The sequence below is a fragment of the Lysobacter sp. F6437 genome, from assembly GCF_052547215.1.
Genome location: NZ_JBQWRB010000001.1, coordinates 572873 through 593407, shown reverse-complemented (window position 1 = coordinate 593407; position 20535 = coordinate 572873). Strand labels below are relative to the sequence as shown.

The following is a 20535-nucleotide window of genomic DNA, read 5'->3' as shown; positions in this document are numbered from 1 at the left end:
AGCGGCTTCAGCCGCGATCTTGAACCGGTGCGAGCGACCGACTCGCCGATCGCGGCTAAAGCCGCTCCTACAAAACCCGCTTCGGCGGTGACGCAGGAAACAACGATGGCCGAATTCACCCTTCCCAAGAACTCGCAGATCCAGCAGGGCCGTCATTGGCCGGCGCAGGGCGCGAAGCAACCTCGCACCTTCAAGGTCTATCGCTGGAACCCGGACGACGGCATGAAGCCGCGCGTGGACACCTACGAGGTGGACATGGCGACCTGCGGCCCGATGGTCCTGGACGCGCTGATCAAGATCAAGAACGAGATCGACCCGACCCTGACCTTCCGTCGCTCCTGCCGCGAGGGCATCTGCGGTTCGTGCGCGATGAACATCGACGGCACCAATACGCTGGCGTGCACCAAGGCGATCGAGGATTGCGCCAAGGCCGACGTGCCGATCTACCCGCTGCCGCACATGGACGTGGTCAAGGACCTGGTGCCGGACCTGACCCACTTCTACGCCCAGTACGCGTCGATCAAGCCGTGGATCCGCACCCAGACCCCGGCGCCGACCGACCGCGAGCGCCTGCAGTCGCCGGCCGACCGCAAGAAGCTCGACGGCCTGTACGAATGCATCCTGTGCGCATGCTGCAGCACCAGCTGCCCGAGCTACTGGTGGAACGGCGAGCGCTACCTCGGCCCGGCGATCCTGCTGCAGGCCTACCGCTGGATCGTCGACAGCCGCGATGAGGACACCGGTGCGCGCCTGGACGACCTTGAAGACCCGTTCAAGCTGTATCGCTGCCACACGATCATGAACTGCACCCGGACCTGCCCGAAGGGGCTGAACCCGGCGCAGGCGATCGCCGAGACCAAGAAGCTCATGTTGGAGCGCCGGGCTCTTTGACCGGCGCCGACGACGCCGAGCTGCGCCGCCTGCGCTGGAAGTCCCGGCGTGGCATGCGCGAGCTCGACCAGTTGTTCGGTCGCTATCTCGACACCGAGTGGCGGCGGGATTCCGAGCCGCAGCGCGGGGTTTTCCTACGGTTGCTGGATTGCGAGGACGATAAGCTCTGGCACTGGTTCATGGGCCACGAGACCCCGTCCGATGCCGAACTTGCCGCACTGGTCCAGCGCATCCGCTCCCTGCCGGTTTGAGTGGCGCCCGTCGCGCTGGCTGATTGCCGCACTGTGCCTGCTTGCGGTGCTGGCCGCGACCTCGTTGCTGGCGTCCGACCTGCCGGGGCACGTGGCGTGGCCGCTGGCCGTGATCACCCTCGGCTACGGCACCTGGCTGGCGTACCGCGAGTCACGCCGCCAGCCGCGTGACGTGCTGATCCGCGACGAGGGTGCCGTGGTCGAGATCGACGGCGAGCGCGTCGACGACTTCCGGATCGATTGGCGCGGCGTACTGGCATTTGCCCACTGGCGCGACCGCGGGGGCAGGACGCATCGGCTGGCTTGGTGGCCCGATACCCTGTCGACCGCCAGCCGCCGTGAACTTCGGCTGGCCGCGCCGATCGAAACATCCCCGCGCGACCCGGCTTCGATGGCACCATAGAACGCTATGTTCAAACCAATTCCTGTTGCCATCGGCCTGCGCTACCTGCGTGCCAAGCGCCGTAACGGCTTCATCTCCTTCATCTCGCTGGCCTCGATCCTCGGCATCGCGCTGGGCGTCGCGGCGTTGATCACCACCCTGGCGGTGATGACCGGCTTCCAGCGCGAGATCCGCGACCGCATGTTGCAGATGGCCGCGCACGCGACCGTCAGCGCCCACGGCAACCCGATCACCGAATGGCAACGCGCCGTCGACCTGGCGCTGGCGGATCCGCGCGTGGCCGGCGCGGCACCCTACGTGGAGAAGGAAGCGCTGCTCAATGGTGCCCGCCAGCAACCGGCGTTCGTCCGTGGCGTGGTGCCGGCCGACGAGCGCACCGTATCCGTGCTCGGCGACAAGATGGTGTCCGGCGAGCTGGAATCACTGCAGCCGGGCAGCTTCAACATCATCCTCGGCCGCGAGCTTGCCGCCTGGCTCGGCGTGGGCGTCGGCGACGACGTGGTGATGATGCTGGCCGACGCACGCGGCTCTCCGATCGGCGCGCTCCCGCAGTTCAAGCGCTTCGCGGTCAGCGGGGTGTTCGAGGTCGGCTACAACGAATACGACCGCAGCATGGCGTTCGTGGACATGAACGACCTGCAACGCGTCTTGAGGATGGGCGAGGGCGTCACCGGCGTGCGCTTGAAGCTGCATGACATGAACCTGGCCTGGGATGTCGCGCGTGACCTGGCGCTCGACCTGGGCGGCGGCTTCGCGGTCAGCGACTGGACCACCGACAACGCCAACATGTTCCGCGCGTTGAAGATGGAGAAGACGATGATGGCGATCCTGTTGTCGCTGATCATCGCGATGGGCGCGTTCAACCTGGTGTCGTCCCAGGTGATGCTGGTGACCGACAAGCAGGCCGACATCGCGATCCTGCGCACGCTCGGCCTGAGCCCGCGCGGGGTGATGACGGTATTCGTGGTGCAGGGCAGCCTGATCGGCGTGATCGGCACCGTGCTCGGCGTCATCGGCGGCATCGTGCTGACCCTCAACCTGGAGCACATCCTGTTCGCGATCGAGAAGGTGTTCGGCGTGACCCTGTTGCCGGAGGACGTCTACTACATCACCGGCCTGCCGACCGAGCTGAAGACCAGCGACGTGATCGCGATCGCCGCGGTCGCGCTGGTGATGGCGCTGATCGCGACGATCTACCCGGCCTGGCGCGCGGCACGCACCCCACCGGCGGAGGCGCTGCGCTATGAGTGAGTCGATCAACACCAGCATCCCCGAGGCCGTGATCAGCTGCGACGGGTTGGGCATGGTCTACGCCGAAGGCAAGATGCGAACGCCGGTGTTCGACGGCCTGAACCTGGCTGTGGGCAAGGGCGAGACCGTTGCGATCCTCGGGGCGTCCGGCGCCGGCAAGAGCACCCTGCTGCACTTGCTCGGCGGCCTGGACACGCCGACCGCCGGCGAAGTCTTCGTCGCGGGCCGGAAGATGAGCGCGTTGTCCGACGCCGCACGCGGCTCGCTGCGCAACAAGGCACTCGGCTTCGTCTACCAGTTCCACCACCTGCTGCCGGAATTCACCGCGGTCGAGAACGTGATGCTGCCGGTGCTACTCAATGGCACCCACGTTCCCGACGCGCGCAAACGTGCGCAGGTGTTGCTGGAGTCCGTCGGCCTAGGGCATCGTCTCGAGCACAAGCCGGGCGAATTGTCCGGCGGCGAGCGCCAGCGTGCCGCCGTCGCCCGTGCGCTGGTCAACCAGCCGGCCTGCGTGCTCGGTGACGAGCCGACCGGCAACCTCGACGAGAAGACCGCGGCGACGGTGTTCGAGTTGATGCTCGAACTCAACCGCGAACAGCACACCAGCCTGGTCCTGGTCACCCACGATCGGCGCCTCGCGCGACGACTCGACCGGGTCCTGGAACTGCACGAAGGGAAATTGCGGGAAATCCCGCCCAGCGAGGCGTAAGCCATGAATGAAACGGCAGGGAAGCCGTTATCCCAACACCCGGCCGGAGTCGCCGGGGCTTGTCACCAGGCAGAAGCAGTGCCCCGGGCCGGTTGGTTGACGATCGCACCGTTCGGCACGGTCGCCGCACTGGCCTTGCTTGCGGGCGTCTCCGCCTGCCTGTGGTCGCCAGTGCTGGCACCGCGTGCGTTGCTGCTGGCGATGTTTGTACCCGGCGTCCTGTTGTGGTGGCGAGGGCGCGCGATCCGCTGGCTCGGTGTCGCACTGTTCGGCTTCGCATTGGCCGGGCTGCACGCCGGCCACGCGTTGTCGGTGCAGTTGCCGCTGGACTGGGAAAAGCGCGAGGTCACCGTCGAGGGGCGGGTGGTCGAGTTGCCCGAGCGCGAATCGCGTCGCACCGCCTTTGCGTTCCGCGTCGTCGACCGCGACGACCAGCCCGCGCCCTTGCGTGGACGCCTGCTGCAACTCTCCTGGTACGACGACTTCGACGGCACGGCAACCGGACGGGACCGTCTGCACGCGGGCCAGCGATGGCAACTTAGCGCTCGTGTGCGTGCACCGCGCGGGTTGCGCAATCCCGGTGGCTTCGACAGCGAGAAGCACGCGCTGGCACGGCGGCTGGCCGCCAGCGGCTATGTCCGCAATCCCGAAGCCGCACGTCTGTTGTCACCGGCCGAAGGCCTGCAGGCGTGGCGGGAGTCGATGTCAGCCCGGATCGAGACGCTGGTCCCGGACGGTGCATCGCGGTTCGTCCGCGCGCTGGCGCTGGGCGATACCCGCGGCCTCGACGACGCCGACTGGCACGTGCTCCGGGCCAACGGCCTGACCCACCTGGTGGCGATTTCCGGCTTTCACGTCGGCCTCGTGGCGGGCTTCTTCGCATTGCTCGTGGCAGGGACGTGGTGGCTGTTTCCGGCGCTCGGGCGCCGTTGCCCCAGACCCGTCGCGGCGGCCATCGCTGGCCTGCTCGGTGCCGCGCTGTATGCCGCGGTCGCGGGATTCGCGCTGCCGACCGTGCGTACAGTCCTGATGATCGCCGTGGTGGCCGGGTTGCGGGTGTCGCGTCGCAATGCCAGCACGTTCGACAGCCTGGCGCTGGCGGCGATCGCGATCCTGCTGGTCGATCCGCTGGCGGTGCTGGGCGCCGGCTTCTGGCTGAGTTTCCTGGGCGTCGCCTGGCTCTTGTGGTGCCTGCCGGGTGCAGGACGCAAGCCCGTCCGCGACCTCCTGTCGGCGCAGGGCGTCGCCACCCTCGGGCTGCTCCCGTTGAGCGTGGTGTTGTTCGGGCAGGCATCACTGGTCGGGCCGGTGGCCAACCTGCTGGCGGTGCCCTGGTGGAGCCTGGTGGTGGTGCCGCTGGCGCTGGTCGGTACCGCGCTTGAGAGCCTGCACGCGGGGTTGGGCGAGTGGCCATGGCGGGCCGCGGCATGGTGCTTCGAGCGCAGCTGGTCGTTGTTCGAGGCGCTGGCGGAGAGCGACCTGGCACTGTGGTGGCTGACCGAACCACGCTGGTTCGCGCTGCCATTGGCGATGATCGGTGCATTCTGGCTGCTGTTGCCGCGTGGCCTGCCGGGTCGGCCGCTGGCATTACTGTTATGGCTCCCGCTTTTGTGGCCGGACCGCAACCTGCCAGGACCCGGCGCGGCAGAACTGCAGATGCTTGATGTCGGGCAGGGACTGTCGGTGCTGGTCCGCACCGCAAACCACAGCCTGCTCTACGACATGGGTCCGGCGATGCCGGACGGTTTCGATGCGGGTGAACGCGTCGTCCTCCCGGCGCTGTACGCACTGGGAGTACGCAGGCTCGACATGGCGGTGGTCAGCCACGGTGACAGTGACCACGCCGGCGGCTTCGGGGCGGTCCGACGCGGTTTCCCGGTTGCGGCGGCCCGCGCGCCGGAGGGGGCGCCGGTGCCGGATACCGCATCGTGCGTGGCCGGGCAGGAGTGGCGCTGGGACGGGGTGGCGTTCCGGTTCCTGCATCCGCCGCCGTACTTCCCGTACTTGGGCAACGAGGCGAGTTGCGTGCTGCGCATAACGACCGCGCACGGCTCCGCCTTGCTGACCGGTGACATCGGCGAAGTGATCGAGCGTGACCTGGTGCGGCGCGCCGGCATCGATCCGGCCGCCTCGGTGCAGGCCGAGGTGGTCGCAATCGCCCACCACGGCAGTGCCAGCGCGTCCGATCCCGGGTTCGTCGCGGCGACCGGCGCACGGCTGGCACTGGTTTCCAGCGGCCATGGCAACCGGTTCGGCCATCCGAAACCGGATGTCACCGATCGCTGGCACCGCGCCGGTGCGGACACCCTGGATACGGCCGAGGGCGGGGCAGTCACCGTACGGCTGGATGACGGGGGACCACGGGCGGAAACGCGACGGCGCGCACACCCGCGCCTGTGGGACGCCGCGGCACGGGCGGGTCGGGCGCCGGCTGGGGAGTCGGCTGGGCTATCCTATCGGCCGGATTGAACCCCCTTCTGAAATCGGCCCCGGGCCGGAGGATTGCGCGTGCTGGAACTGGTCAAGGCCGGCGGTTGGCCGATGATCCCGCTGTTGATGCTCACCGTGCTGGCGCTGGCGATCATCATCGAGCGGGCCTGGACGTTGCGGCGGTCGGCGGTGGTGCCACCCCGACTCGGCCGGGAAGTCCGCACCTGGGCAGCGGGCGGCAAGCTCGACCCCAGCCACATCGAGTCCCTGCGCGCGACATCGCCACTGGGCGCATTGCTCGCCGCCGCGCTTGACGTGCGCCATCGCCCGCGCGACCAGATCCGCGAGCGCATCGAGGACGTCGGCCGCCATCTCGTGCACCGGATGGAGCGCTACCTCAACTCGCTCGGCACGATCGCCGCCGCCGGTCCGCTGCTCGGCCTGTTCGGCACCGTGGTCGGTATGATCCAGATGTTCCTCGGCATCCTCGACCACGGCATCGGCGACGTGAACCAGCTCGCCGGCGGCATCGGCAAGGCGCTGGTGTGCACCGCGACCGGCATGATCGTGGCGATCCCGGCGTTGATGGCGCACCGCTGGTTCCGCGGCCGCATCGCCGAGTACATCGTCGACATGGAGCACGAGGCGATGCAATTGCTCGACACCATCGAGACCCCGCCGGCCTCGGCGCAGGTCGCACCCGGCGCGCACGGCATCTCCCCGCCGGTGAGCGCGAGCTGACCGCATGCGCATCCGCGACCATCGCGCCGACGACGAGCCGGAGATCAACCTGGTCCCGATGATCGACGTCATCCTGGTGCTGATCATCTTCTTCGTGGTCACCGCGACCTTCGATGCGCGCTCGGTGATCCAGCTCGAGCTGCCACGCGCGACCGGCGAGCAGAGCGAGGCCGAGCAGGCGCTGGTGGTGCTGGTCAATGCCGAGGGTCGTTATTTCGTCGGTGATCGCGAGGTGCTGCGTACCGACATCGCGTCGCTCAAGGAGACCATCTCCGAAGTCGCCGGCAGCGAGCGCGACCGTCCGGTGATGCTGCGCGCCGATGCCCGCACGCCGTACCAGGCGGTGGTGACCGTCTACGACGCACTCGGCCAGCTCGGCTTCAACCGGATCATGAGTGCGACCGCGCCGCCGGCCGCGCCCGACGCGAGCCCAGGGGCCACCCAGTGACCCAGGCCGCATCGCCGTGGCAGGTCTATCGGCGGCTGATCCGGTTCGCCCGGCCGTACCGCTCGCTGCTGGTGGTGGCGGGTATCGCGATGCTGTTCGAGGCCGCCGCCGCCGCTGGTTTCACCAAGTTGATGGAACCGATCATCGACGAGACCTTCATCACCAGGGACACCAGCCTGAGCCTGCTGTTGCCGTTGGCGATCGTCGGCCTGTTCGTGTTGCGCGGCATCGCCGGCTACATCACCGACATGTGCATGGCGCGGTCGGGCCGCAGCATCGCCCGGGACCTGCGGGTGCAGGTGCTGGGCAAGTACCTGCGGTTGCCGGGGCTGCGCTTCGACAGCGAACCGGTGCCATCGATGCTGGTCCGTCTCGGGTCCGACAGCGACCAGGTCGCGCAGGCCGCGATCGACGCGATGAAAGTGATGCTGCAGCAATCGCTGCAGGTGATCGCGATGCTCGGCGTGATGTTGTGGACCAGCTGGCAGGTGACCATCGCGATCCTGATCATGGCGCCGCCGCTGGCCTGGGTCATGGACAAGGTCGGCAAGCGCTACCGGCGGATCAGCCACAAGATCCAGGAAAGCGGGGCGACGCTGATGCAGTCGGCCGACCAGGCCCTGGCCAACCAGCAGGAGGTCAAGGTCTATGGCGCCCAGGGCGTCGAGCTGAAGCGCTACGCGGGCCAGGCCGACCACCACCTCAAGCTCAGCCTCAAGGTCGAATCGACCCGCAGCATCTCCTCGGCGCTGGTGCAGGTGATGGGAGCGATCGGGCTGGCGCTGCTGCTGTTCTTCGCCGGTAGGGAGGCGATTGCCGGGCGGCTGGAGGCGGGCGGCTTCGTGGTCCTGATGATCTCGATGATGGCGGTCATCCCGGCGCTGAAGCAGCTGACCAACGTGCAGGGCATGTTGCAGCGGGGCGTGGCTTCCGCCGACCGCCTGTTCGACGTGATCGACGCCGACGACGAGGTCGACGACGGCAGCCGGCCGCTTGATCGCGCCCGCGGCGTCATCGAGTTCCGCGATGTCAGCGCGCGTTACCCGGGCCAGCAACAGGCGGCGCTGGCCGATGCCAGCTTCATCGCGAAACCGGGCACGGTCACCGCGATCGTCGGGCGTTCCGGCAGCGGCAAGTCGACCCTGATCAAGCTGATCCCGCGGTTCTATGAAGTGGAGTCCGGCGAGATCCTGCTCGACGGCCATCGCCTGCGCGAGTACAAGCTGGCCGACCTGCGCAGGCAGATCGCGCTGGTCGGCCAACAGGTGATGCTGTTCGACGGCTCGGTTGCCGCCAACGTGGCCTACGGCGAACTCGAACAGGCGCAACCCGAAGGCCTCGACCAGGCGATTCGCGGCGCCAATGCGATGGAGTTCGTCGAGCGCCTGCCCGACGGTACCGAAACCAGCATCGGCAGCAAGGGCGGGCGCCTGTCCGGCGGCCAGCGCCAGCGCCTCGCGATTGCCCGGGCGATGCTGAAGGACGCGCCGATCCTGATCCTCGACGAGGCCACAGCCGCGCTCGACACCGAATCCGAACGCCTGGTGCAGGATGCGCTCAACCGGCTGATGCCCGACCGCACCACGCTGGTGATCGCACACCGCCTGTCGACCATCGAACACGCCGACCAGGTGCTGGTGCTCGACGAAGGCCGCATCGTCGAGCGCGGCACACATTCCGAACTGGTGGCACGGGAGGGGCTGTACGCCCACCTGCACCGCATGCAGTTCCGCGAGGCCCAATGAACAACGCAGGTCCGGGATCCCGCCGCGAACACCAGCCAGCGTACTGGTACGGCGACGCGCCGGTACCGCTGGCGTCGCGCCTGCTCGCGTCGGTCTACGGCGCGGTGACCAGCGTGCGTCGCAAGCTGTACCGCGCAGGCTGGTTCCGCAGCCGGCATCCGGGCGTGCCGGTGGTGGTCGTCGGCAACATCACCGCGGGCGGCGCCGGCAAGACCCCGATGACGATCGCGCTGGTCGAGCGGTTGCGCAGCGAAGGCTGGACGCCCGGCGTGGCCAGCCGCGGTTACGGGCGCGCCGACATCGGTTCCGCGGTCTGGGTCGAGGCCGATACGCCGCCCGAGATCGGCGGCGACGAACCGGTGCTGATCGCTCGCCGCACCGGCGTCAAGCTGCGCGCCGACCGCGATCGCGCGGCGGCGGCCAAGGCCCTTGCCGAGGTGGGTTGCGACATCGTGATCTGCGACGACGGCCTGCAGCACTACCGGTTGAAGCGGGATATCGAGATCGAGGTGGTCGACGGCCGGCGCCGCTATGGCAATGGCCAGTTGCTGCCCGCCGGGCCGTTGCGCGAGATGCCGGAGCGGGGCGCCGACTGCGATTTCCGCGTCATCAACGTTGCCAGCATCCCCGGGGCGGCGGGCGCCAATGGCGGGGATACCGGCTTCGGCGAATGGCCGATGCGGCTGCACGCCGATCGCGCGATGCCGATCCTCGGCGGACGCCCGCGGGCGCTGGAGACCTTCTCCGGCCACCGCGTCCATGCCGTCGCCGGCATCGGCAACCCCGAACGTTATTTCGCAATGCTGCGCGCGCTCGGCATCGCGGTGGTTCCGCACGCTTTCGCCGACCACCACCGCTACCGCGCAAGCGATTTCGAGTTCGGTAGTCCGTTGCCGGTGCTGATGACCGAGAAAGACGCGGTGAAGTGCGCCGAGTTCGCCACCGACGCGTTCTATAGCGTCCCGGTGCGCGCGGAATTGCCCGAAGCATTCTGGATCTCCCTGCTCGACCGCCTGCAGGCCATCGACAGCCCCCGGTCGCCCCTGTAGGAGCGGCTTCAGCCGCGATCTGGAATCGTTTGCCCGTATCGGTTCCAGATCGCGGCTGAAGCCGCTCCTACAAGAGTCGGATCAGGTCGGAAGCGTGGCGGCCGTCATGTCAGAATCGCAGCCATGACCGCATCGTCCGATTTCGTAGTCGCCATCCCCGCGCGTTATTCCGCCTCGCGCCTGCCGGGCAAGCCGCTGCGGCTGCTTGCGGGCGAGCCCCTGGTGCTGCACGTCGCCCGTCGGGCGCTCGCCGCCGGTGCGCGCGAGGTCTGGGTCGCTGCCGACGACCCGCGCATTGCCGAGGCGCTGGATGGACATGGTGTACGGGTCGCGATGACCTCGGTGGATCACGTTTCCGGTACCGATCGCCTCGCCGAATGCGCCCGCATTGCCGGGTGGGACGATCACACCATCGTGGTCAACCTGCAGGGCGACGAGCCGTTCGCGCCCGCTGCCGGTATCAGTGCGGTTGCAGAGTTGTTGCGCGATAGCGGCGCGGAGATGGCGACACTCGCCGCGCCGGTCACCGACGTCGAAACCCTGCTGGATCCGAACGCGGTCAAGCTGGTGCGCGCCGACAATGGCGACGCGCTGTACTTCAGCCGCGCGCCGATCCCCTGGCCGCGCGACGCATTCGCTACCGATAGCGCCCGCATGCCCGAAGGCCACGCCTGGTTGCGCCACATCGGCATCTACGGCTATCGCGTGCGCTTCCTGCAGCGTTTCGCGGCGATGCCGGCGGGTCGGCTGGAACGGGTGGAGTCGCTGGAGCAGTTGCGCGTGCTCGAAGCGGGGCACCGGATCGCGGTCGGGCTGACCCCGGAGTTGTTCCCACCGGGCGTCGACACACCCGCGGACCTGGAACGCGCCGAAGCGAGGCTGGCCGGCCATGGCTGAACCGACGCGGCTGCTGATGGTCTGCCTCGGCAACATCTGCCGCTCGCCAACCGCTGAAGGGGTGGTGCGCGCCCGGATCGAGGCGGCCGGGCTCGGCGACGTGGTCGAGATCGACTCGGCCGGCACCGGCGACTGGCACATCGGCTGCAGCCCCGACCACCGGGCGGTCGCGACCGCCGCCGCACACGGCGTGGATATCGCCGGGCTCCGTGGCCGGCAGCTGTCGAGCCGCGATTTCGCCGCATTCGACTGGTTGCTGTGCGCCGATCGCGACAACCTGCGTAACGTGCGCGCACTGGCGCCCGACGCCGCGGCCCGCGACAAGGCGGTCCTGCTGCTCGACTGGGCCGGGGTGGAACCCGACGGCGAGGTTCCCGACCCCTACACCGGAGGGCCGGAAAACTTCGAGCAGGTCTGGACGCTGTTGGAGCGTGCCGCGGACGGCGTCGTCCGGCGCCTGCGGGATCACCGATAATCGACCGCATCCATGAGGTCGATGTGAGCACCCGCAGCAAACCATCCGAATTCGACGGCAAGGCCTTCGCCCGCGGGCTCAGCACCGCGCCGGGCGTGTACCGCATGATCGGCGCCGACGACAGCGCGTTGTACGTCGGCAAGGCCAGCGCACTGCGCAACCGGGTGTCCAGCTACTTCAACGCGACCCCGAAGTCGGCGCGCATCATGACGATGCTCAACCAGACGGCGCGCATGGAGGTCACCGTCACCCGTACCGAGGCGGAGGCGCTGATCCTCGAAAACCAGCTGATCAAGTCACTGAAGCCGCGCTACAACGTGCTGCTGCGCGACGACAAGAGCTACCCGTACGTGCTGATGACCAACGAGACCTGGCCGCGGATCGCGATGCACCGCGGCCCGCGTGCGGTCCCGGGGCGCTATTTCGGCCCGTACGCGAGCGTCGGCGCGGTGCGCGACACGCTCAACCTGATGCACAAGCTGTTCAAGCTGCGCAGCTGCGAGGACAGCGTGTTCCGCAATCGCTCGCGGCCGTGCCTGCAGCACCAGATCGGTCGTTGCAGTGCACCCTGCGTCGGACTGGTGCCACCGCGCGAGTACGACGAAAGCGTGCGCCGCGCCGCGCTGCTGCTGGACGGGCGCAGTGACGAGCTCACCGACGAACTGGGACGTTTGATGGAAGCGGCCAGCGCCCGGCTCGACTTCGAAGAGGCCGCGCGGCTGCGCGACCTGGTCAGCTCGATTCGCACCCTGCAGGCGCGCCAGTATGTCGATGGGCGCGCGGCCGACCTCGATGTGCTCGCGGTAGCGATGCAGGGCGCCGCAGCCTGCGTGATGCTGCTGGCGTTCCGCGACGGTCGCAACCTTGGTACCCGCGCGTTCTTTCCCCGGACCAACGGCAGTGAGAATCCGGAGGAAGTGCTGGCCGCGTTCGTGTCGCAGTACTACGGCGAGCAGATCCCGCCGCGCGAGATCGTGCTCGACCGCGACATTCCGGACCGGGGACTGATCGAGGAGGCGCTTTCGAGCGCCGGCGAGCGCAAGGTCCAGTTGCGCACCAGCGTGCGTGGCGAGCGCGCCGGTTACCTCGACCTGGCCCGTCGCAACGCCGAAATCACGCTCGCCAGCGAACGCACCAGCCACGCCGCGCAATTGGCCCGCGCCGAGGGATTGCGCGACTTGCTCGGACTCGACGCACTGCCATCGCGGATCGAATGCTTCGACATCAGCCACACCATGGGCGAGGCGACCGTGGCCTCGTGCGTGGTGTTCGACGCCGAGGGTCCGGTGCGCGGCCAGTACCGCCGCTACAACATCACCGGAATCGAGCCGGGCGATGACTACGCGGCGATGCACCAAGCGATCCATCGGCGTTTCCGGCGATCGGTGACGGCTGCGGCGGAGCTTGCCGCCAGTGCCGACGAAGCCACCAGCGAACAGCCCGCCGGCGCCAAGCGCGCCACCAGAGCCGCTGCGGTGCTGCCCGACATCCTTCTGATCGACGGCGGCGCGGGGCAGGTCGCGCAGGCGAGGGCGGTGCTGGACGAACTGGGGGTCGAGGGCGTCGTGCTGGTCGGCGTCGCCAAGGGACCGGCGCGCCGGCCCGGCGACGAGGAATTGCTGCTGCCCGGTATCGATGGAAAGCCGGGCCGCAGCGTCCGCCCCGGCGCGGAGTCGCCCGCGCTGCAACTGGTCCAACAGGTTCGCGACGAAGCGCACCGGTTCGCCATCACCGGGCACCGCGGCCGTCGCCAGAAGGCCCGCAACACCAGCCGATTGGAGGACATCCCGGGAATCGGTCCGCGTCGGCGCGCCAACCTGCTGCGCCATTTTGGCGGCCTGGCCGGTCTGAAGGCCGCCGGGGTGGAGGAAATCTCGCGTGTCGACGGGGTCAACGACGCCCTCGCCGAGCGCATCTATGCGACCCTGCACGGGTTGGATGCCGTCGAGGACGGGTCCCGCCAGGATGCGACACGGAGCGACAAATGAAGTTGACGGTACCGACCATGATCACCCTGCTGCGGATCCTGCTGATCCCGGTGCTGGTCCTGGTCTTCTACCTGCCGTTCAGGTGGACCAACGAAACCGCCGCTGCGATCTTCGCGATCGCCTCGCTCACCGACTGGCTCGATGGCTGGATCGCCCGCCGCTACGACCAGTATTCCGCGTTCGGCGCGTTCCTGGACCCGGTCGCCGACAAGCTGATGGTCGCCACGGCGCTGATGCTGACCGTGCAGGCGCACCCCACCATCTGGATGGCGCTGTGGGCCGCGGTGATCATCGGCCGCGAAATCGCCGTCTCGGCACTGCGTGAATGGATGGCCGAACTGGGCCAGCGGGCGAAGGTGAAAGTCGCCGCGATCGGCAAGGTCAAGACCATCGTGCAGATGGTCGCGCTGACCTGCCTGCTGTACCAGGACAACTTCATCGGCCTGCCGATCTTCGTCATCGGCGAGTGGCTGCTGGCGGCCGCGGCGCTGCTGACGCTGTGGTCGGGGCTGGCTTACCTGCGCGCGGCGTGGCCGACCCTGAAGGAAGACGCGCGACAGTAGTTGACAGTTTTCCCCGGATGCCTAAAATGGCGGCTCCTCAGCGGGAATAGCTCAGTTGGTAGAGCACGACCTTGCCAAGGTCGGGGTCGCGAGTTCGAGTCTCGTTTCCCGCTCCAGATTTCGCGCTCCGGTTCGCCGGAGCGGTTTTCGAAACAAACCCCGCTCGCGGGGTTTTGTTTTTTCCAGGGGTTGCCTCGTGCAACCGGCATCGCAGGCGGTATGCTTGCGGGGTGCGTCATCCGGCCGGGTGGCAGAGTGGTTATGCAGCGGACTGCAAATCCGCGTACGCCGGTTCAATTCCGACCTCGGCCTCCATTTTGAAAGCCCGCTTCGGCGGGCTTTTTCTTTGCGTAACGGTAGACTAGGCCGTGCTTGGTTGGGCACGCCCGGATGGCGGAACTGGTAGACGCAACGGACTTAAAATCCGTCAGCCGCAAGGCTATCCGGGTTCGATTCCCGGTCCGGGCACCAGCGCGATGACGCGCTTCGGGTAGGAGCGACGTAAGTCGCGAACGCACGGCGAAACCGGACATTGGCGCAATCGCGACTTACGTCGCTCCTACATTGGAGCCGATCGCGCTCCTGCCATGACGGCCCCGTCACCGCGTATCGATAAGGTTTGGACATGCTTCCAACCCTGCTCGCGCTCGTTCTGCCTGCTGCGCCTCAGATGGCTGCGCCGCCCGATTACGACGTGTCGGAATTCAACCGCTGCCTCGACGTGCTCGAACGCAAGGCCACGGGTGCCGGAGTGAACGAGGCGTTGTTCGACCTGAACGTGCGGTCGGTGGAGCCGGACACCTCGGTGCTGCGGTTGCTGGATGCCCAGCCGGAGTTCAAGACACCGATCTGGGACTACCTGGCCGGGCTGGTCGACGAGGAACGCGTCGCCGACGGCAAGGCGATGCTGGCGCAACACGCGGCGACGCTGGCGCGGGTGCAGCAACAGTACGGAGTTGACCCGGCAACCGTGGTCGCGGTGTGGGGCGTGGAGAGCGACTTCGGCCGTACTTCCGGCAGCCGGCCGTTGCTGCAGTCGCTGACCACGCTTTCATGCATGGGCCGGCGCCAGGAGTTCTTCCGGGGCGAGCTGTTCTCGACGCTGCGGATCATCCAGTCCGGCGACGTGGCGGCCGACAAGCTGGTCGGCTCATGGGCCGGCGCGTTCGGGCATACCCAGTTCATGCCTTCGACCTTCCGGCGCATCGCGGTTGACTTCGACGGCGACGGACGGCGCGATCTGGTCGGCAGCATTCCCGATGCGCTTGCGTCGACCGCCAACTACCTCGAGCGCTCCGGTTGGCGCAGTGGCGAGCCCTGGGGCTACGAAGTCCGGCTGCCGGCGGGATTCGACCTGTCGGTGAGCGGCCGGACGGAGCGGCGCCCGTTGTCCTACTGGACGGGCCGTGGAATTCGCCGTGCCGATGGCACTGCGATCGACGCTACATCGACACCGTCCGCGCTGCTGCTGCCGGCCGGTAGTGCGGGCCCGGCGTTCCTGGTGTTCAAGAACTTCGACGCGATCTATTCCTACAACGCGGCCGAGAGCTACGCGCTGGCGATCGCGCACCTGTCCGACCGGTTGCGCGGGCAGGGCGGGTTCGTGCAGGACTGGCCAACCGACGACCCGGGCCTGTCGCGAAGCGAGCGGCGTGAGTTGCAGACACTGTTGCTGCAACGCGGCCACGCGATAGGCGAGGTCGACGGCATCATCGGCAGCAACAGCCGCGCCGCGATCCGCCTGGAGCAGCAACGGCTGGGACTGGCGAGCGATGGCCGTGCCAGCCAGCGCCTGTTGCAGGCGTTGCGTGCCGACGCGCCAGCCGAAGCAACGGGAGCCACCATCCGCTAGGAGCCGGGCAGACCTGCTGCATCCACGCATGGCAGGTATCCTCGGGGACCGACCGAACCTGCGGGAGCCTGCATGTCGCGTTACGCCCTCTACATCCTCTGTGTCGTCATGGCCCTGCTTTCGGCGGTCATGACCCTGTGGCTGGACCGTGGATGGCTATGGGCACTGGTGGTGTTCGGCGCGCTGGCCGCGCTGGGTACCTGGGACCTGCTGCAACGGCGCAGCACCCTGCGGCGCAACTACCCGGTCCTCGCGCACTTCCGCTACGGGCTGGAGTCGATCGGGCCGGAGATGCGGCAGTACTTCATCCAGGCCGATACCGCCGAAGTCCCGTTCTCGCGATTGCAGCGTGCACTGGTCTACCAGCGGTCCAAGTCGGTCATCGATACCCGGCCTTTCGGCACCCTGCAGGACGTCTACGGCAACGACTACGAGTGGATCAACCATTCGATGGTGCCGACCCCGCATGGTGACCCCGACTTCCGCGTGATGATCGGCGAAAAGAGCGCACAGCCGTACTCGGCGAGCGTGTTCAACATCTCGGCGATGAGCTGGGGTTCGCTGTCGGCCAACGCGATCCGCGCGCTCAACAAGGGTGCCAAGGCTGGCGGCTTCTACCACGACACCGGCGAGGGCTCGATCTCGCCGTACCACCGGGAGCATGGCGGCGACCTGTGCTGGGAGATCGGTTCGGGTTACTTCGGTTGCCGCGACGAGCACGGCAACTTCAGCGTCGAGCGCTTCGTCGCCAATGCCACCGACCCGCAGGTCAAGCTGGTCGAGATCAAGCTGTCGCAGGGCGCCAAGCCGGGCCACGGCGGGGTGCTGCCGGCGCCCAAGGTGACCGAGGAGGTCGCCGCCACCCGCGGCGTGCTGCCGTGGGTCGATTGCGTGTCGCCGGCACAGCACAGCGCCTTTTCCACGCCGGTCGGGCTGCTCGAATTCGTCGCCGAACTGCGTCGGCTGTCCGGCGGCAAGCCGACCGGCTTCAAATTGGCGATCGGCCATCCCTGGGAATGGTTCGGCATCGCCAAGGCGATGAAGGAAACCGGGTTGTTGCCGGATTTCATCGTCGTCGACGGCGCCGAGGGTGGTACCGGCGCGGCCCCGGCGGAGTTCATGGACCATGTCGGCCTGCCGATGCACGAGGCGTTGATGCTGGTCCACAACACGCTGGTCGGGCTGGAGCTGCGCGATAACCTGCGCATCGGCTCGGCCGGGCGGATCACCAGCGCGTTCGACCTGGCGCGCACGCTGGCGATGGGCGCGGACTGGTGCAATGCCGGCCGCGGCTTCATGTTCGCGGTGGGATGCATCCAGGCGCTGGCCTGCCACACCGGCGAGTGCCCGACCGGCGTGGCAACCCAGGACCCGACGCGCTGGAAACACCTGGACGTGGTGGACAAGGCGACCCGGGTGCACAACTTCCATGACAACACCCTGCGGGCATTGCGCGACCTGCTGTGCGCGGCGGGGCTGAGCCATCCGCGCGAGGTCGGCCCCGAGCACATACTGCGTCGGGTGTCGCCGTTCGAGGTGCGCTCGCTGGCGGCGTTGTACCGCTTCCTTGAGCCGGGCGACCTGTTGAAAGGCATCCCCGACCACGCGGTGTTCCAGTCGTTCTGGGCGAGCGCGCGCAGCGATTCGTTCAGCGCACCGGCCAGGGCCACGAAGATGCGCGAGAGCAAATCGTTCTAGCCGGCGGCGGGTCGGCTCAGCCGGGACCTCAGTCCAGAAGGTCGAGCACGCGTTCCGGCGGGCGACCTATCACCGCCCGTCCACCGTGGACGAAGATCGGTCGCTCGATCAGGCGCGGGTGGCGGGCCATTGCGTCGATCAGCTCGTCTTCCGACTTGCCGGTGTCGGCCAGCCCCAGTTCCGCGTACTCGGCTTCACCGGTACGCAGCAGGTCGCGTGCCGGAAGGTCGAGCATCGCCAGCAGCCCGCGCAGTTCGTCGGCCGGGGGCGGGGTGTCGAGGTAGGCGATGACCCGCGGCTCGACGCCGCGCTCGCGCAGCAGTTCAAGGGTGCCGCGGGACTTGGAGCAGCGCGGGTTGTGGTACAGGCGGGTATCGTTCATCGCGGCGCCTTTTGGGAGGGGCGGAAAACGAAAAAAGCCGGCGTGCGGCCGGCCTTCTGTGCAGCTTGGTGGGCGGTGCAGGGATCGAACCTGCGACCCTTGCCGTGTGAAGGCAATGCTCTACCGCTGAGCTAACCGCCCGGTAATGCTGGCCGCGCAGTTTACTGGGCGGCTGGCGCGGCGGCAAGCCTCAATCGCGGAACCGGTCCACCAGCTCGATGTAGCGGCGCATCGCCTCGTCGCGGCTGGTGCCTGCAATCGCGGCCCAGGCTTCGTACTTGGCGGTGCCGACGAAATCGAAGAAGCCCGGCTTGTCGCCGCTGACGTCGCCCTCGGTGGCCTGCTTGTAGAGCGCATACAGCCGCAGCAGGTCCTCATTGCCGGGGCGTTCGGAGAGGCTCTGGACGTCGTGGGCGGCGCGTTCGAAGGCGGTCTTCAGGTCCGGCATGACGTTCCCCGCAACGTGCTGAGACGGGCATGACAGCACGCAGTGAAAGGTGGGTCAACCGCGTCAGAAGGTCCGGCACTGGATGAAGCGGACTGGATCGGCGCTGCCCGGCGGCGGCTGCAACTGCACGCGCGAGGTGCGCAGGAGTTGGCTGCGTTCCAGCACCGGGCAGATGGCATCGATCTGCTCCTGGCTGGCACCGGGCAGCAGTTGCACCAGCAGGGTCGAGCGGGTGGCCCAGCCGGCGCGTTCGATGCCGGGCAGGGTCGACACCGCCTGGGTGATATCGAGTCGCTCTTCGTCTTCGCTCGGTGCCGACTCTGGTTCCGGTTCCGGCGCATCGGCGCCGGTTGCCGAAACGGTCGCGGCTTCGGTTGCGGGCGGAGCGGCCGCTTGCTCTTGTAACACTGGCGCGGGGGCTGGCGTCACGCTCGACTCGCTATCCCCCGTCAGCAACATCGCCGCCGTCAGTCCCAATGCGAGCGCGCCGACCCAGACCAGTCCGGTGGTGCGCGCGACCTGTGCGTGGGCGCGCGCGACGAGGTCACGATGCAGGCTCGGCGGCAGCAACGGATCGATCAGTGGCCAGAGGGTGGCGCCATCCAGCAGTTCGATGCCCTGGTTCTGCTTGCGCGCATCGGGATCGACCCGCCCGAGGGTGGCGAGGATCCCGCCACGGGCATTGCTGCCACGTACCGCCCGGGCCAGCTCGTCGACCATCGCCGCGGTGATGCGGTAATTGACGCCTTGCTTGCAGCTGAGCAGCCAGGTCTGCCCATCCCGGTTGAGCAGAAGGTCGGCCTGCTGGCCGCGGTTGGCATCGGGCTCGATCCGGCTGGCTTCGAAACCCTGTTGCTGCAGTGCCTCGATCACGAACCGGGAGAACTCGCGCCAGCGCATGGCGGCCAGTGCACGCAGGCCACCGGTGGCGACCAGGTGCCGGCAATGGGTCGTCCATAACCAAGCGGTGATGCCGCCGCCAACTACGCCGGCGATGACGAGGGCGGTCACCACGAATGAAACTGTGAGCATGCGTCGGGTCTACCTGTCCGAGGTTCCGGAAAATCCGCCGGCAATATACGTGGAGCGCGGCGAATGTTAAGTGAGCCGGCGCACGCTCAGGAGAAACGTTCGCCGAGCACCCGCCGGATCTCCGCTTCGATCGGCCCCTTCATCGCGCCGAGCAGGAACCCCAACTGTGCGGTGACGTGCAGCTGCGAGGGCAGCAGGGCGATGCGACCTTCGATGCCGTTGCGGGTGAAGTCGAGGATGTCGCCGTTCCACTGGTAGACCACGCCGAAGCGTTCGACCAGCTTGTCGGCGACCTCCTGCACGGCCTGGCGCGCATGGCCGGGATTCATCGAGTGGGGGTGCTGGATGTCGATGCTGGCCATGGGAACTCCTGGGATGCGGTCGTGCGTATTGTGCGGTGCGCGGCGCCGGCATCAAAATCCGTGGGCGCGGGCGTGTCGTCGTGCTAGATTGCCGCGGCGTGGATGCCCTGAGACTGCGATTCCAAAACCGTGAGCGTGACGACCTGGTGCTGACCCCGGGCGTGCACGCCATTGGCCATGCCTCCGACGGCCGTCCGTGCCTGGTCGACCACCCCGATGACGCACTGGTGCAGTTCTGCATCGATCGTCGCGGCGCCTGGTTGCAATTGCGCGATAGCGCGCCGGGATTGCACGTCAACGGCCGTCCGGTGCGGCGGATGGCGATGCTGCGCGCCGGCGACAGCGTGCACATCGACGGCATCGAACTGACCTTGCTTGGCGCCGACCCGAGGCCGATGCCGCACAGCGTGCCGGATGTCCGTGCCATCGACAGCCGGGCGGTCCTGCGTGGCGTCGGCGGCCTGCACCACGGGCGTTGCTACAGCCTCGACCAGTCGCGCGAGATCGGGCGACTGGTCGAATGCGACATCCGCATCGACGAACCCACCTTCGCCGAACGCCACGCGCGGCTGGAGCCGCACCAGGATGGCGTGGTGCTGCGTGACCTCGGATCCGCCGATGGCACCGTGGTCAACGGCCATTCGGTGCGCGACGCGCTGTTGCGCCCCGGCGACCAGGTCGCCTTCGGTGCCCAGCACCGGTTCGTGCTGGAGTCGCCGTTGTCGGGCGCACCGGCGGCGGCCCCGGTGCTGCCGATGGACGAAGAAATCGAGTTCCGGTCGCCCAGCGAACCCGCACCATCACCCATCAACTCGTCGATGCGCCGGTTGCCATGGCTGTTGCTCGCCGCGTTGCTGCTGGCCGGCGCGCTGACCCTGCTGCTCCTGTACGGCGTGCGATAGCCGGCGACGCGCCGG

General features: G+C 68.1%; 21 protein-coding genes and 4 tRNA genes. 20 read left to right on the top strand and 5 right to left on the bottom strand.

All coding sequences use genetic code 11. From position 1 onward, the window contains the following. Nucleotides 1-105 precede the first annotated feature (105 nt). The 19 genes from ACT9F5_RS02640 (at nucleotide 106) to ACT9F5_RS02550 (ending at nucleotide 17394) form a co-directional block, all read left to right on the top strand. Nucleotides 106-891 (top strand): succinate dehydrogenase iron-sulfur subunit, encoded by a 786-nt coding sequence (locus tag ACT9F5_RS02640; RefSeq protein WP_445118374.1) that lies wholly within the window; start codon nucleotides 106-108, stop codon nucleotides 889-891. A gap of 53 nt (nucleotides 892-944) precedes the next feature. Then, nucleotides 945-1142, top strand: a complete 198-nt coding sequence (locus ACT9F5_RS02635) for a succinate dehydrogenase assembly factor 2 (protein ID WP_445119480.1) — start codon at nucleotides 945-947, stop codon at nucleotides 1140-1142. Continuing rightward, nucleotides 1093-1545 carry a hypothetical protein gene (locus ACT9F5_RS02630; RefSeq protein ID WP_445118373.1) on the top strand — a complete coding sequence of 151 codons (453 nt, stop codon included), beginning with the start codon at nucleotides 1093-1095 and terminating at the stop codon, nucleotides 1543-1545. Before ACT9F5_RS02635 ends, ACT9F5_RS02630 begins: the two co-directional genes overlap by 50 nt. A 6-nt stretch (nucleotides 1546-1551) precedes the next feature. Continuing rightward, nucleotides 1552-2796 carry a lipoprotein-releasing ABC transporter permease subunit gene (locus ACT9F5_RS02625; RefSeq protein ID WP_445118372.1) on the top strand — a complete coding sequence of 415 codons (1245 nt, stop codon included), beginning with the start codon at nucleotides 1552-1554 and terminating at the stop codon, nucleotides 2794-2796. Beyond that, complete coding sequence (gene lolD / locus ACT9F5_RS02620; RefSeq protein WP_445118371.1) at nucleotides 2789-3508, top strand: lipoprotein-releasing ABC transporter ATP-binding protein LolD; 720 nt, start codon at nucleotides 2789-2791, stop codon at nucleotides 3506-3508. The genes ACT9F5_RS02625 and lolD overlap by 8 nt, the downstream gene beginning before the upstream one ends. A gap of 78 nt (nucleotides 3509-3586) precedes the next feature. Further along, the gene (locus tag ACT9F5_RS02615) at nucleotides 3587-5977 is read left to right on the top strand and encodes a DNA internalization-related competence protein ComEC/Rec2 (protein WP_445118370.1); all 2391 of its coding nucleotides are present in this window, start codon (nucleotides 3587-3589) and stop codon (nucleotides 5975-5977) included. Nucleotides 5978-6016: 39 nt separating this feature from the next. Continuing rightward, the gene (locus ACT9F5_RS02610; protein ID WP_445118369.1) at nucleotides 6017-6679 is read left to right on the top strand and encodes a MotA/TolQ/ExbB proton channel family protein; all 663 of its coding nucleotides are present in this window, start codon (nucleotides 6017-6019) and stop codon (nucleotides 6677-6679) included. Between the two features lie 4 nt (nucleotides 6680-6683). Beyond that, on the top strand, nucleotides 6684-7127 hold the full coding sequence (locus ACT9F5_RS02605) for a biopolymer transporter ExbD (protein WP_445118368.1): 444 nt from the start codon (nucleotides 6684-6686) through the stop codon (nucleotides 7125-7127). After that, nucleotides 7124-8872 (top strand): lipid A export permease/ATP-binding protein MsbA, encoded by a 1749-nt coding sequence (msbA, locus tag ACT9F5_RS02600; RefSeq protein WP_445118367.1) that lies wholly within the window; start codon nucleotides 7124-7126, stop codon nucleotides 8870-8872. Before ACT9F5_RS02605 ends, msbA begins: the two co-directional genes overlap by 4 nt. Then, complete coding sequence (gene lpxK, locus ACT9F5_RS02595; RefSeq protein WP_445118366.1) at nucleotides 8869-9921, top strand: tetraacyldisaccharide 4'-kinase; 1053 nt, start codon at nucleotides 8869-8871, stop codon at nucleotides 9919-9921. Before msbA ends, lpxK begins: the two co-directional genes overlap by 4 nt. Before the next feature lie 123 nt (nucleotides 9922-10044). Then, nucleotides 10045-10818 carry a 3-deoxy-manno-octulosonate cytidylyltransferase gene (kdsB, locus tag ACT9F5_RS02590; protein WP_445118365.1) on the top strand — a complete coding sequence of 258 codons (774 nt, stop codon included), beginning with the start codon at nucleotides 10045-10047 and terminating at the stop codon, nucleotides 10816-10818. Then, nucleotides 10811-11293: an arsenate reductase/protein-tyrosine-phosphatase family protein gene (locus ACT9F5_RS02585; RefSeq protein WP_445118364.1), complete on the top strand. Its 483-nt coding sequence runs from the start codon at nucleotides 10811-10813 to the stop codon at nucleotides 11291-11293. Before kdsB ends, ACT9F5_RS02585 begins: the two co-directional genes overlap by 8 nt. A 23-nt stretch (nucleotides 11294-11316) precedes the next feature. After that, nucleotides 11317-13281 carry an excinuclease ABC subunit UvrC gene (gene uvrC, locus ACT9F5_RS02580; RefSeq protein WP_445118363.1) on the top strand — a complete coding sequence of 655 codons (1965 nt, stop codon included), beginning with the start codon at nucleotides 11317-11319 and terminating at the stop codon, nucleotides 13279-13281. After that, the gene (gene pgsA / locus ACT9F5_RS02575) at nucleotides 13278-13844 is read left to right on the top strand and encodes a CDP-diacylglycerol--glycerol-3-phosphate 3-phosphatidyltransferase (RefSeq protein WP_445118362.1); all 567 of its coding nucleotides are present in this window, start codon (nucleotides 13278-13280) and stop codon (nucleotides 13842-13844) included. Before uvrC ends, pgsA begins: the two co-directional genes overlap by 4 nt. Nucleotides 13845-13884: 40 nt before the next feature. Then, nucleotides 13885-13960: transfer RNA gene (locus ACT9F5_RS02570), tRNA-Gly, on the top strand. A 125-nt stretch (nucleotides 13961-14085) separates the two neighbouring features. Next, nucleotides 14086-14159: transfer RNA gene (locus tag ACT9F5_RS02565), tRNA-Cys, on the top strand. Nucleotides 14160-14228: 69 nt separating this feature from the next. After that, a tRNA-Leu gene (locus ACT9F5_RS02560) sits at nucleotides 14229-14315 on the top strand. A 148-nt stretch (nucleotides 14316-14463) separates the two neighbouring features. Continuing rightward, nucleotides 14464-15696: a lytic murein transglycosylase gene (locus tag ACT9F5_RS02555; protein WP_445118361.1), complete on the top strand. Its 1233-nt coding sequence runs from the start codon at nucleotides 14464-14466 to the stop codon at nucleotides 15694-15696. A gap of 72 nt (nucleotides 15697-15768) precedes the next feature. After that, complete coding sequence (locus ACT9F5_RS02550; protein WP_445118360.1) at nucleotides 15769-17394, top strand: glutamate synthase-related protein; 1626 nt, start codon at nucleotides 15769-15771, stop codon at nucleotides 17392-17394. 28 nt (nucleotides 17395-17422) lie between these two features. Here ACT9F5_RS02550 and arsC read toward each other — a convergent pair whose 3' ends face one another. The 5 genes from arsC to ACT9F5_RS02525 all read right to left on the bottom strand — a co-directional run bounded on the left by arsC (nucleotide 17423) and on the right by ACT9F5_RS02525 (nucleotide 19618). After that, the gene (arsC, locus tag ACT9F5_RS02545) at nucleotides 17423-17776 is read right to left on the bottom strand and encodes an arsenate reductase (glutaredoxin) (protein WP_445118359.1); all 354 of its coding nucleotides are present in this window, start codon (nucleotides 17774-17776) and stop codon (nucleotides 17423-17425) included. Nucleotides 17777-17842: 66 nt separating this feature from the next. Beyond that, a tRNA-Val gene (locus tag ACT9F5_RS02540) sits at nucleotides 17843-17917 on the bottom strand. 49 nt (nucleotides 17918-17966) lie between these two features. After that, nucleotides 17967-18224 (bottom strand): acyl-CoA-binding protein, encoded by a 258-nt coding sequence (locus ACT9F5_RS02535; RefSeq protein WP_445118358.1) that lies wholly within the window; start codon nucleotides 18222-18224, stop codon nucleotides 17967-17969. 63 nt (nucleotides 18225-18287) lie between these two features. Beyond that, nucleotides 18288-19256 (bottom strand): restriction endonuclease, encoded by a 969-nt coding sequence (locus ACT9F5_RS02530; RefSeq protein WP_445118357.1) that lies wholly within the window; start codon nucleotides 19254-19256, stop codon nucleotides 18288-18290. 86 nt (nucleotides 19257-19342) lie between these two features. Further along, nucleotides 19343-19618 carry a polyhydroxyalkanoic acid system family protein gene (locus tag ACT9F5_RS02525; protein WP_445118356.1) on the bottom strand — a complete coding sequence of 92 codons (276 nt, stop codon included), beginning with the start codon at nucleotides 19616-19618 and terminating at the stop codon, nucleotides 19343-19345. Between the two features lie 98 nt (nucleotides 19619-19716). On the opposite strand from ACT9F5_RS02525, the gene ACT9F5_RS02520 reads away from it, so the two are divergent. Continuing rightward, on the top strand, nucleotides 19717-20520 hold the full coding sequence (locus ACT9F5_RS02520; RefSeq protein WP_445118355.1) for an FHA domain-containing protein: 804 nt from the start codon (nucleotides 19717-19719) through the stop codon (nucleotides 20518-20520). The last annotated feature ends 15 nt before the right edge of the window (nucleotides 20521-20535 follow it).